Source organism: Legionella cherrii (assembly GCF_900635815.1).
In the GTDB taxonomy this organism is placed as follows: domain Bacteria; phylum Pseudomonadota; class Gammaproteobacteria; order Legionellales; family Legionellaceae; genus Legionella; species Legionella cherrii.
This window is the reverse complement of the sequence record NZ_LR134173.1, coordinates 2,512,521-2,524,681: the sequence shown is the minus strand read 5'-3', so window position 1 is coordinate 2,524,681 and position 12,161 is coordinate 2,512,521. Positions and strand designations below refer to the sequence as shown.

Genomic DNA, 12,161 nt, shown 5'->3' with positions numbered 1-12,161 from the left:
CTCACATCTCCATTACGCCGAAAAACTGGCTATAACAATTTATTCTTCTGATTTTTTCTCTAAAATCCAGAGTTTTTTACGCAAATATGCCCAAATAAAAGACTCACATAATAACTATTCTGCTCGCTCACTTAGGCACCTGGTTCCAGAGATTTTATTAAGTACTGCGATTGCAGCTCATGGCCTAGCTAAACCGACATTAAACACAACTAAAGAAGAAAGTCTTTCATTAGTTAGAAATTATCGAAAAGAAATAGTAAGCAAAGACTCTCATTTCTTTAAGACAAGATTGGATTCGGTGAAGACAAAGTCAGAACTATTTGAAAAAGGTTTCTTAAGCACAAGCGAAAATAATTGCTTCTCAAAAAGCTATGCTAATACTCATACTGTATTTTATGAAGATTCAATTTCAGCTAGCCTTGGTAAGAGAATAGCGTCAATATCAACATATAGAAAGGAAAAAGAAGTACTCTATGGCCCCGGAACTCAACTGCTGTATACAGATTATCATAGAGAAGGCAGCAACCATTTCTTTGCTGTAAGGCCAATTCGTTCTATTGATGGAATAAAACCTAACAAATATTCAAATGCCATGCTTGCCAAACATGAGTTAGAAATAATAGATAAGATGTTTGAATCTCATCTTACCAAAAACAAGCATTCTCGACTAAGACAACTTTTCGACACGGTATCAAATGAAAGCAAATTAAAATGTGTACTAAGTGCCAAAACTAACCTCAAAACGCTCTTTGATGCACTTCAACCCGATGAACAATTGAATTTTAACCAACTTACAACCTGCCAACAAATTATAGAAACAGCTATTGAAGAAAATAGAAAATTAGTATCCAGTGCATTCTTTCATGCTTCTCTGGGTAAAACAGATAAAGTGTTACAAGATGCTTTGATTCGTGTAAAACGAGCTATCACTATGATCAGTGCTGAGCAACTTAAGACTCAAGAAGAGACTAAGATCTTAATACAATAAGTTTGTTCGTCAATTCTCTGAAATACCTATTGTAATCAACTAATCTTCAACTTACTCTCTAATAAAAAAATAAGTTACACTAGCTAAAATTAAAGTTACGGAAGCGTACATTGAGTAATACATTAATAATACTTGTACTCAAAAAAACAAATGTGTTTTTGGATTTTCTATGCAAGCTGATGCTATTACTGACTATCATGTGCATTTTCATTCCTTTTTCTCCTAAAATGCCGGCTCCAGGGATTGATCCTTCTTGGGCTCTTGGTCTAAATCAAGCGGTTGCTCAAGGATTAGCATTTGGCCGAGAAATAATTTTTACGCTCGGCCCCTATTCGTCTCTTTACACAAAAGCCTATCACCCTGCTACGGATTTCCTGATGATTATCGGGTGTATTGGCCTAGCCGTATCTTTGTGGTTCTGCCTTCTTTTTTTAATGAAAGGGAAACGATGGTATTGGTTTCTCGCTTATTGCGTACCCCTTTTAGGCATGGTTTACGCTCGAGACTCATTATTTTTTTCATACCCATTACTTGCAGGGTTAATAAGCTTCAGAATCATTTCCCCAGAATGTAGAGATAGGCTTGCAAATAAATCTCTTTTATTGCTGGTTTTTTTTCTATTTGCCCCATTTGGCTTACTTGCACTAATTAAGGGGTCTATGCTCATTCTATGCATTCTTGTGCTTTTTTTGTGCTTTACTTTTTTTTGCACCCAGGATAACAAAAAACTAGCATTGATGTGCCTTGTCTCCCCTTTAATATCAATGATTACGTTTTGGCTTGCAGCAGGACAACCACTCGCCTCTTTGCCTGATTATCTCACCAGCACACTCCGTATCGCCTCAAGCTTTACTGAAGCAATGTCCACAGATGGAAATATGAATGAAGTGATTTTGTATTTAATTACTTGTTTATTCATTTTCCTGGCTATTTCTTGTCAAAAACAAATGCCTGCTGGCGCAAAAATATTCTTGCTCGGAATTTATTTTGCGTTTCTATTTGTTTCTTTTAAAACCGGTTTTACTCGTCATTTAGGTCATGCCTTTATACCCGGGACTTCTATTTTATTAGCAACACTATTTTTACCTTTTATTTTGAATTTCAGAGTGAGTCTTCTACTCATTTTTATCTCATTCAATAGCTGGTACTCTATTAATAGCCACTATACCGGCATATCAATCCGGAACAACCTCATATCCTCCTGCTCTTCAGCATGGCATGGCCTAAAAAGCAGAATACAAGATCCTTCTTGGCTTAAAAAAAACTATATTTTTACTATGGATTTTTTACGCGAGCAAGCAGCCTTCCCTGTTTTACATGGGACGACTGATATTTACTCATATGATCAAACCTATTTACTTTCTTCACACAACCGCTGGTCTCCGCGTCCCGTATTTCAAAGTTATTCAGTCTTTAATCAAAATTTGGCTAAAGACAATAAAAAACATCTTCAAGGACTCCATAGGCCTGATAATATTATTTTTAAAATTCAACCCATTGACCAACGCGTTCCCTCTTTAGAGGATGGCGCAAGTTGGCCTTTATTGTTAGCCAATTATCAACCGATTCGTTTAAATCGAAATGTTCTATTTCTTCATAAAAAGAAATACCTGCAAGAGGTCAACTTGTCTTTATTAAAAAGCGAAGTCCATACCCTGGGTGAGCAAGTTCCCTTGCCTAAGAGCCAGCTACTCTTTGTTGCGATTGATTTGAAACCCACAATTTGGGGAACTCTAGCGACCATTTTTTTTAAACCACAGCAGTTATTCATTACTTTAAACCTAAAAAATGGTGAAACAAAGCGCTATAGACTGGTTGCAAATATGGCAAAATCGTCTTTTCTCCTCACTCCACTCATTGAAAATACGACAGAATTTTCAATGCTCTATGATAAGAATAATCAATTAGATGCCAAAAGAGTGAATTCCTTTGTGATTACAACAAGTCGGGGAACACCTTGGCATTGGAACAGTAATTATACGATTCACTTTATGAGTACTAGAACTGCAAAAGAATATTCTTAATAACCAAGGCTCATCAAAACGCTTGCACTTGAGTCATGGCAATATCTTTTGAAAGGTCAATCTCTGCTCGTTTTTCACTAGGCCGTGCTTTAAAAAAGCCCAAACCGCTTCCCAATACACCTTCATGGCGAATTTTATCCATTATTATTTTATGATTAACCTTAGAAGCCAATCTATTTTCATCCAATAAGTTATATGTAACCATTTGAGTAGGCGTTTGAACTACTTGTTGTATGGAGCGGTCAGGTGTACTCTGCTTTAAAATAACGGAGTCAGCTAATTCTGTTTCAGTTAGTGCTATAGCATAAGGTCCGACAAAAAAAGAATCTCCATGAATTACATTACTAGCAATTTTCATGGTATAACCAAATGGAATTTCAAATGCAGCAAAATCAAAAGCTCCATCATCACGTTCTACTCCTAGTATCAATGCTCCACTACACTCTGGGGATAAGGGTGTAAAAACATGAGGAAATGGATGAGTTTCAACAAATAATCCACCACCACCTCTGATCTTCATTACATAGTCTTGAATGTAGTCAGCATTCCATTGATATTCAATTAGATATAAGTTTTGTAATGAAGGATCATCTACAGCATCCAGAATAAATGATTGTTCCAGAGGAATCAGCTCGGCACCGTATTTTGCTAAAAACGATGAGGGCACACTCTGCGCATTCATTTTGGGAATATCGACCACATGAATATCGGATGGGATTATCAATACTCCCAAACCACCAAAAACACTTGCATCCCGACCACTTACTGCACGTTCTTGGTTTTTATTTTTCCAGGTTGCCTTAATGGTTAACTCTCGTGGAGCGCTTATATGAACTGTCCCATGTTTTGACGGTAAATCAGCTTCACTTATCCCAGTTGCGGTTAATAAATTTATTTTTGTACCTGTTTTAAGAATGGCATGCGCTCTTGCTGCTTTCATTAATGATTTACTTCCAGGAAGCTCTGGATTGCGGCGGTCAACCATAGTGGATTGTAGCCTATGGAAATGTTCATGTACTATTTCAGCTGGTAATTTGCTTTTCATACAAATAGTAGGAGTACAAATATCAGGATGAGTTGTAATGGAGTTTTTTTCTGATATTGACTTTTTTGTAACTGGCATACATCATCTCGCATATAATCAAAAATAACCAAACCAATTTTTATGGCCATTATTTTTACAAAAAGGTGGATTATAAGCTAAATTTATTAACTAATTATTAATAAAGAACCAAAAAGGTCAAAAATAGCACGGCACTAAAGAGGAGTGTCGATACAAAACAATAAATCAAGGAATCAGACCTAATCTTGCTATCAAAATGGTTGTCATTAGAAATCAAGAAGAGAAATAGCCTCTCCCCTGGAGTCAAATTAGAGATTAATGGATAAAATGTCACATCTAACGCTAAGTTTTTTGTTGATAAACTACTCAGTGTTTTAGGCAATGAGCGCTTTAGTGCCGATATTCTGCTTCACTTCCTCCTCTTCCATCTTGAACTTATAAAAGCTCAAAACTATAGTCAGTGATACTGATGGGATGGGAGAGGAGAAACTATTCGCTGGTGTTTAAAGAAAAAAATTCAAAAAAATTTATTTTTGTAAAGAATACCCCTCGTCAAGCCAACCTTGTAATCCAGTATCTAAAGAGTAAACTTGGGTATACCCCATTTTTTGTAAATTGTCGGCAACCAGTGCGCACCGAAAACCCCCGCTGCAGTAAACAACAACCTGGTCATTTAAATTAGGAATTTTCTTTTCAATATCTCGCTCAATAATGCCCTTACTTAAGTGTATTGCAGTTGGAATATACCCTGTTTCCCATTCATTAAGCTCACGAACATCAATAAGAAACATGGGTTCTTTTGATTCAATTTTTTCTTTTAAAGCTTTGGGTGTGATTTCTTTGATATGTTTTTTAGTTTCGGCGATTAGTGTCAAAAATCCCTGTGAATGTTGTTTTTTCATTAATTTCTCCTAAATTTATTTATTATTTTCAATAAATTAATCCCTTTTATAAAAACGTGCAAACTATAATGATCAGATTTCATTTAACATGAATTGATGGATATGGGCGATTTTGAAAACTAGAGTTCATATCGCTCTTTCAATTAATGATCTTTTCTAATTCGCTTAAACCAATTTTTTAATTCAGGCCAAAAAGCAATCATCCCTATAAACAGAGTAAATAAGATGACTGCGATGACCATTTGAACTATAGGAAACTTGAGTTCATCACGTGCAACAAACCAGCTCGCAATTGATCCTGAAATGACTAAAAGCAATCTAAAAAACCACTGAAACATATATAACACTCCAGATAATTTATATCCCGAGCGCAGATTGTAACTCCGTGCTACAGCGCGATGCACTCGAGATGAGTGGTCTGCACCCATTTTGGCTCAATCTAACGATACTACTTTTAATGTATGTTTTGCGATCATATATTCTTCATTTGTAGGAATGACGCCCACAAATACTCTGCTCTGAGTATGACTAATCACTGCTGCATTTTGTTGATTTGCGTGTTCATCCAACAGAACACCCAACCAACTCAAACGTTCACCTATTTTTTTTCTTACCAGTGCAGAATGTTCACCTATCCCTGCAGTAAAAATGATCGCATCACACCCTTGTAAGCTACTGGCTAAAGCACATAATTCTCGTGCTGCTCGATAACAAAATAAATCAATGGCTTCAGCAGCTTTGGTTTCTGTACTTGATTGAAGCTCGCGCATGTCACTACTGATCCCAGAAACCCCCAAAAGACCAGATTTTTTATAAAGAATGGTATTTACTTCTTCTACTGATAATTTCTTTTCTTGTAGCAAATATAAAATTACTCCAGGATCAATGCCCCCGCAGCGAGTTCCCATAATTAAACCATCTAATGCAGTAAATCCCATAGAAGTTGTAACACTTTTGCCATACTCCATAGCACACATACTGGCACCATTTCCAAGATGAGCAACGATTACTTTTTTATTTTTTATTTCTTCAGGCAATACCGAAGCAATGTATTCATAAGAAATACCATGAAAACCGTAACGAACAATCCCTTCCTCACTTAACTCTCTAGGTATAGCAAAAAGGGTTGCCAGTTTATCTTGTGTTCGATGAAATGACGTATCAAAACAAGCAACTTGCAGCATCTCAGGATAAAGCTTCAAAATACTTTTTATTATGGCAACATTATGTGGTTGATGAAGTGGTGCCAAAGGATTTAATGAGGATAATTTTTCAATGGAATCCGCATTGATTAGGACAGGATGATCAAAAAAATTCCCTCCATGAACCACCCTATGCCCAACCGCTTTTAAAATATAATGTGTGGGTAACTGCGCTATCCATTCAAATAAATAACTTAATGCCGATTCATAACCAGAGGATAAAATCGATTTTTTAACAATTTGTACCTGTTTAGCGTTAGAAACCGTAATTTGTGGAACATCAAAAATACTTTCAATTTCACCACGATAGATTAAAGTTAAAGAAGAAAGAAAAAGGCTAAATTTAATACTGGAAGAGCCTGCATTAATGACTAGAATAACTTCATCAGTTTGATTTAATTTCATTATTTTTTTCTTCGTGCATATAATAAGGCCATAACGCAAGATGCTTTTCGTGATAATTCATTGCTGCCACGGCTAGTGAGGATTATAGGAACATGTGCGCCTAATACCATTCCTGCAGCTTCAATTCCTGATAAATAAGTCATTTGCTTGTAAAGCATGTTACCTGACTCAACATCGGGAACAACCAAGATGTCCGCATTACCAGCAACTGGAGAGCAAAGGCCTTTTTCACGTGCTGAATCGATAGAAATAGCGTTATCGAATGCTAAAGGACCATCTAAAACACCGCCAGTTATCTGCCCACGTTCAGCCATTTTGCACAATGCGGTCGCATCGAGAGTCGATGGAATTTTTTCATTTACCGTTTCAACTGCAGAAAGAATAGCCACATTAGGGGTACCCAATTCAAGTGCATGGAACAAATCAATTGCATTTTGCACAATGTCACACTTTTCCCTTAGATTAGGGAAAAGATTAATTGCTGCGTCAGTAAGAAAAATTGGTTTTGGATAATTGGGTACATCGAGAGAAAAGACATGACTCATACGACGACCTGTTCGCAGGCCATTCTCTTTGGAAACAATCGGCTTCATCAGTTCTTCAGTATGAATTTTCCCTTTCATTATTGCTTCAACTTTTTTGGTTGCAGCGAGTTTAACCGCTATTTCAGCTGCTTCATTACTGTGTTCTGTGGCAACTAGTTCATAAGGTGTAATATCAACGTTAGCTTCTTTTGCAGCATCAAGAATTTTTTGTTTAGGACCAACAAGAACAGGAGTAATTAATCCCGCTTCAGCGGAAGCAACTGCACCTTTAATTGACAATACATCTACTGGATGCACTACAGCGGTTACAAGTGGTTTTAAAGAATCCTTCGCCGTGATTAAACGATGATACCAATGTTCTTGTTTTGGCTTAAGTTGTATTTCAGGTAGTTCAATGCGTTTTCTTTTAATTTTGACGGTCGGCGCTATAACCCGCGCAAGACCACTAATGACCATTTCCCCCAACTGATTTATACATTTACAATCAAGTTCAACAATGTGTTTTTCAGCTATTTTTTTGACTACCTCAAGAGTAACTGTGACTGTGTCGCCTAAAGTCACCGGATGTTCAAACTTTAAAGATTGATCTAAATAAATGGTCCCTGGACCAGGAAGCTCTGTTCCCAAAACTGTAGATAAAAGTGATGCTCCCCACATCCCATGAGCAATAATCTTATGAAACATATCATTTTTAGCATATTCTGCATCGACATGTGCAGGATTGACATCGCCAGAGATAACCGCAAAAAGATCAATATCTTCCTTAGTTAATGTCCGTACGAGACTTGCTGATTCTCCAATTTTTAGTTCATCAAAGACGCGATTTTTTATATAACTCATGTGCATGCCTATCATAATAAATGTTTATAAAAATCCGCTTCGAAGAATAATCACTCAATGCAAAGCGAAGAATAATGCCCCATACGGACAATGGGGCTATGAGCTATTTATTTTGCTTGTTCTACTTTTATATCACGAAACTTCCCTTTTGCTTCGGATTTTTTAGGCAACTCAACCCAAAGCATTCCTTTTTTAAAACTTGCCTTTGCCTTGTCGATATCAACAGTGGAAGGTAAAGAGAGCGAGCGTTCATATTTACCATAATTGATTTCTCGAGAAATGTATTTTTTATTATCATTTTTTTTAGAGGTTGATTTTTCGCCTGTAATAGTGAGTATATTACCACTGAAAGACACGCTAATGTCTTTTTCGTCCATACCTGGCATTTCCATCTGAATGGTAAAATGATCTTTATCCTCTACAACATCCATTGAAGGCATTAAATTCAGGTTTTCGAATTGTTCCCAGCTCTTACTGGGTCCGAACATATCATAAAAATCTCGGAATGCTTTATCAACTTCATTTTGCAGATTTAAAAAAGGATGTTGAGAATGTTCTGCCAGGGGGTTACCTTTCTTCCATTTTAATAGCGTATTCATGTTATTGACTCCGTTCAATATAATTCCCTATTCATATTAGAAAATATCACCATACTAAGTTTGATATACAAAAGTAATTTGTCAAGCAAAACAGTTTTCATTATTTAGTCTACAGTTTAATTGATATTTCTATATTATTTTTACAGACACTTCTTGATATTAGGAAACATTAGAAAATGATGATGCATGCTATGGTTTTAGAAAAATCGGGGCATAAATTGATCTATAAACAAGTAGAAAAACCTGCCCCTCAAAAAAATGAAGTGCTCGTAAAAGTGCATGCCTGCGGTATTTGTCGTACCGATTTACATGTTGTCGATGGGGAATTAAAAAACCCTAAACTTCCTCTTATTCCTGGTCATCAAATAGTTGGTACCATTGAAAGTGTCGGTTCTTCAGTAACCCATTTTAAAATCGGCCAACGAATCGGTATTCCTTGGCTGGGTGGAAGTTGCGAGGCCTGTCAATTTTGTTTATCAGGTCGTGAAAATCTTTGTGATCAAGCGCGTTTTACTGGTTATCAAATTGACGGTGGATTTGCAGAATATTGTGTTGCGAATCATCGGTTTTGTTTTCCTATCCCTGATGGCTATTCTGATTATCAAGCGGCACCACTATTTTGTGCCGGATTAATTGGCTATCGTGCTTTATTAAAAACCAATAATGCTGAGCACTTGGGATTATATGGTTTCGGCGCAGCAGCTCATATCTTGATTCAAATAGCGAAAAATCAAAAGCGTAAAATATATGCTTTTACCAGCCCAGGAGACCACCAAGCCCAAGAGTTTGCCTGTAAACTTGGAGCAACATGGGCGGGAGATTCAGATAAATCCCCTCCTCATCTTCTTGATGCTGCAATCATTTTTGCACCTGTTGGCGCACTCGTCCCCCTTGCGCTTCGCAATACAATAAAAGGTGGGATCGTAGTTTGTGCTGGAATTCATATGAGTGATATCCCTAGTTTTCCCTATGATTTTCTCTGGGGTGAGCGCTCGCTTTGTTCCGTTGCAAACCTCACGAGAAAAGATGGAGAAGAATTTTTATCATTAGCGCCTCAAGTTCCTGTTAGAACCGAGATTCATACTTATCCATTGACTGAAGTCAATCAAGCACTCGATGACCTGCGTCATGGACGATTTACTGGAGCAGCAGTGATCTCAGTCTAATATGATTCTGCAGCCTGGATTAGCGCAGCATAATCCAATAGCGCCCACACGTCGTTCTCCATGCTATAACAGGGTGTTACAGCGGGGAGTTTCCTCGCCTCATTCGGTATGACGACTAAAAATCTCCTGAGTATGCTGGCTAATCCGAGCAACAAAGAACAAAACATTTAATATTTATTTTTACGAGCAGAACCTCTTGATTTGAGGGATGAGATTTGTGACTATCAGCATATCAAAAGATACCAATTCTATTTAAAAAAGGGATTTATTATGTTTCACCAGGCAATAGTACGCACCCCCTCCTCCAACATGATTCATGGATTAACATCAACCCTAGACTTAGGTCGACCAGATTACATTAAAGCCCAAGAGCAACATCAAAATTACATGAATGCACTGATACAGTGTGGTTTGGAAGTTACTGCCTTACCTGCAGCAGACGATTTCCCTGATTCATGTTTCGTAGAGGACCCAGCGCTTCTTACTGATAAAGTTGCTATCCTAACTCGACCTGGTGCCCTATCAAGACAAGGCGAAGTTGATTTAATTAAACCCTGCATTCAAACCTTTTATAAAGGACGTATCCATCAGATAGAAGCTCCAGGAACATTGGAAGCAGGCGACGTCATGCAAATTGAAGATGTTTTTTACATAGGAATTTCACAGCGTACTAATCTGGAGGGAGCACGACAATTGACTTCCTTGTTAGCTCAGTATGGTTATAAAAGCGTATTAATCGAGCTTAAAAAATTCCTACATTTAAAAACAGGTGTTTCCTCTTTGGGGAATGGATACCTGCTCGTCCATGGTGAATTAGTTAATCATCCGGCTTTTAAGTCATTTAAGCAATTAGTTGTTTCCGATAATGAAGCTTATGCAGCGAATTGTATTAGAGTCAATAATTCGGTCATTATGCCTCAAGGGTTTCATCAAACCACTGAAATGGTACGCAATTTAGGTTTTCAAGTGGTCACTGTAGATGTAAGTGAATTCCGTAAAATTGATGGTGGTTTAAGCTGTTTATCATTGAGATTTTAATGCATAAAAAACTAACCGTTTTTAGTTTAACTTTGATGACTGTCGGTTCAGTAGATAGTATTCGGAATTTACCTGCTGCCGCATTAGTTGGAACAGATATTTTTTGGTATTTTGGGCTGGCTTTATTATTTTTCTTATTACCCAGTGCAATTGTTGCAGCATGGTTTTCCTCTAAATCGCATGAGGGAATCTATGGATGGGTAAAAAAAAGTCTAGGTAAAAATGCTGGCTTTATCGCTATTTGGTTTCAGTGGATGCAAAATATCCTTATCTATCCTACATTTTTCAGTTTTATCGCGGGCACACTTTTATATTGTATCAACCCATATTTTATTGAGAATAAAATACTACTTTTCTTCCTGATTAATCTATTCATCTGGTGCTTAACCTGGGTGAATCTTAAAGGTTTTTACTTGTCTCATCGAGTGACTGTTTTTTGCTCTATATTTGGACTGTTGCTTCCTTTTATTTTAATTTTAGCTATAGGCGCTTTTTGGGTGATCTTTCATCCGCAACCTTTAAAACTTATGCCCTCTTCCCATCAAGACTCATGGACATCTCTAACTGCTATTATTCTATCTTTTTGCGGTATTGAAATTGCTGGAGTTCATACTCAAGAATGTAAGCCAGCGGCGTTGCCTAAAGCCATTGCACTCTCAGTACTTATTATTTTTACCACAATGCTCTTTGGTTCATTGACTTTAGCGATGCTTCTTTCCCCACAGCAATTGAATCTTATTAGTGGTATTCCCGCATTGTTTGAAGTATTTTTTACTCAAATTCAATTTGCCAACCTTAGTTTGATTATTAACATCTTAATTGTCCTCGGATGTATTGGTTGTGCCAATAATTGGCTTATCTCTCCCCTCAAAGGTCTGTTATTTGCGAGCAATGAACTCACCAATACGACACATCAATCCTCTGCTAAATTTTTGCTGATTCAAGCATGTGGCGTATCTTTTATTAGCACTCTTTTTTTATTATTCCCGAGTATTAATGCGTCATACTGGTTCATGATTACTTTAGCAACTCAAATGTATTTATTCATGTACGGGTGTATGTTTGCAGGGGCAATCCGATTAGCGTGGCAAGAAAAAAAACGATTTTATTGGTTAATTATTGCCTCCTCCATTTTTGGATTTATAGGCATTACAATTTCACTAGCGGTTAGTTTTATACCTCCTGCATCGCTAAAATATGGCTCCCTTTTGTATTATGATTTATTTATTATTGTGTGTTTGTTTCTCATTGGCTTTTCATCTCTCTTATGGAAAAGAGCCTTGAAAATAGCCCCGAACAATCTCGAACAGGTTCAATTCAGGATGAATCAACAGACCCAAGATTAACATCTTGATTTCTCAGCTTATTAGTGAAATAACTGCTTTACTT

Annotated in this window: 11 protein-coding genes; 5 read left to right on the top strand and 6 right to left on the bottom strand. The window is 37.0% G+C overall.

Features of this window, described 5'->3' with window-relative positions; all coding sequences use genetic code 11:
* Positions 1–298 precede the first annotated feature (298 nt).
* Positions 299–988 (top strand): hypothetical protein, encoded by a 690-nt coding sequence (locus EL022_RS10680; RefSeq protein WP_028380592.1) that lies wholly within the window; start codon positions 299–301, stop codon positions 986–988.
* Positions 989–1,098: 110 nt separating this feature from the next.
* The gene (locus EL022_RS10675) at positions 1,099–3,012 is read left to right on the top strand and encodes a hypothetical protein (RefSeq protein ID WP_028380593.1); all 1,914 of its coding nucleotides are present in this window, start codon (positions 1,099–1,101) and stop codon (positions 3,010–3,012) included.
* Positions 3,013–3,025: 13 nt separating this feature from the next.
* Here the strand turns inward: EL022_RS10675 and EL022_RS10670 are convergent, their stop codons facing one another.
* The 6 genes from EL022_RS10670 to EL022_RS10645 form a co-directional block, all read right to left on the bottom strand.
* A complete protein-coding gene (locus tag EL022_RS10670; RefSeq protein WP_051544419.1) occupies positions 3,026–4,135 on the bottom strand; it encodes a hypothetical protein in 1,110 nt (369 codons plus the stop codon).
* Positions 4,136–4,602: 467 nt separating this feature from the next.
* Positions 4,603–4,977 (bottom strand): rhodanese-like domain-containing protein, encoded by a 375-nt coding sequence (locus EL022_RS10665; RefSeq protein WP_028380595.1) that lies wholly within the window; start codon positions 4,975–4,977, stop codon positions 4,603–4,605.
* Between the two features lie 143 nt (positions 4,978–5,120).
* The gene (locus EL022_RS10660) at positions 5,121–5,405 is read right to left on the bottom strand and encodes a hypothetical protein (RefSeq protein WP_241972163.1); all 285 of its coding nucleotides are present in this window, start codon (positions 5,403–5,405) and stop codon (positions 5,121–5,123) included.
* Positions 5,406–5,411: 6 nt separating this feature from the next.
* On the bottom strand, positions 5,412–6,584 hold the full coding sequence (locus EL022_RS10655; RefSeq protein ID WP_028380597.1) for an acetate/propionate family kinase: 1,173 nt from the start codon (positions 6,582–6,584) through the stop codon (positions 5,412–5,414).
* Positions 6,584–7,969 carry a bifunctional enoyl-CoA hydratase/phosphate acetyltransferase gene (locus EL022_RS10650; protein ID WP_028380598.1) on the bottom strand — a complete coding sequence of 462 codons (1,386 nt, stop codon included), beginning with the start codon at positions 7,967–7,969 and terminating at the stop codon, positions 6,584–6,586. Before EL022_RS10650 ends, EL022_RS10655 begins: the two co-directional genes overlap by 1 nt.
* Positions 7,970–8,076: 107 nt before the next feature.
* Positions 8,077–8,568 carry an Hsp20/alpha crystallin family protein gene (locus tag EL022_RS10645; protein ID WP_028380599.1) on the bottom strand — a complete coding sequence of 164 codons (492 nt, stop codon included), beginning with the start codon at positions 8,566–8,568 and terminating at the stop codon, positions 8,077–8,079.
* Positions 8,569–8,750: 182 nt separating this feature from the next.
* Here EL022_RS10645 and EL022_RS10640 point away from each other — a divergent pair, with 182 nt between their 5' ends.
* The 3 genes from EL022_RS10640 to EL022_RS10630 all read left to right on the top strand — a co-directional run bounded on the left by EL022_RS10640 (position 8,751) and on the right by EL022_RS10630 (position 12,118).
* A complete protein-coding gene (locus EL022_RS10640) occupies positions 8,751–9,734 on the top strand; it encodes a zinc-dependent alcohol dehydrogenase family protein (protein WP_028380600.1) in 984 nt (327 codons plus the stop codon).
* Between the two features lie 270 nt (positions 9,735–10,004).
* The gene (locus EL022_RS10635) at positions 10,005–10,772 is read left to right on the top strand and encodes a dimethylarginine dimethylaminohydrolase family protein (RefSeq protein WP_028380601.1); all 768 of its coding nucleotides are present in this window, start codon (positions 10,005–10,007) and stop codon (positions 10,770–10,772) included.
* On the top strand, positions 10,772–12,118 hold the full coding sequence (locus tag EL022_RS10630) for an APC family permease (protein WP_051544420.1): 1,347 nt from the start codon (positions 10,772–10,774) through the stop codon (positions 12,116–12,118). The genes EL022_RS10635 and EL022_RS10630 overlap by 1 nt, the downstream gene beginning before the upstream one ends.
* The last annotated feature ends 43 nt before the right edge of the window (positions 12,119–12,161 follow it).

Bases quoted from the DNA above. Each gene is read 5' to 3' on its own strand.
- EL022_RS10650 (WP_028380598.1), bottom strand. From the start codon at position 7,969: ATGAGTTATATAAAAAATCGCGTCTTTGATGAACTAAAAATTGGAGAA.
- EL022_RS10660 (WP_241972163.1), bottom strand. From the start codon at position 5,405: ATGGGTGCAGACCACTCATCTCGAGTGCATCGCGCTGTAGCACGGAGT.
- EL022_RS10635 (WP_028380601.1), top strand. From the start codon at position 10,005: ATGTTTCACCAGGCAATAGTACGCACCCCCTCCTCCAACATGATTCAT.
- EL022_RS10670 (WP_051544419.1), bottom strand. From the start codon at position 4,135: ATGCCAGTTACAAAAAAGTCAATATCAGAAAAAAACTCCATTACAACT.
- EL022_RS10640 (WP_028380600.1), top strand. From the start codon at position 8,751: ATGCATGCTATGGTTTTAGAAAAATCGGGGCATAAATTGATCTATAAA.
- EL022_RS10630 (WP_051544420.1), top strand. From the start codon at position 10,772: ATGCATAAAAAACTAACCGTTTTTAGTTTAACTTTGATGACTGTCGGT.
- EL022_RS10655 (WP_028380597.1), bottom strand. From the start codon at position 6,584: ATGAAATTAAATCAAACTGATGAAGTTATTCTAGTCATTAATGCAGGC.
- EL022_RS10665 (WP_028380595.1), bottom strand. From the start codon at position 4,977: ATGAAAAAACAACATTCACAGGGATTTTTGACACTAATCGCCGAAACT.
- EL022_RS10645 (WP_028380599.1), bottom strand. From the start codon at position 8,568: ATGAATACGCTATTAAAATGGAAGAAAGGTAACCCCCTGGCAGAACAT.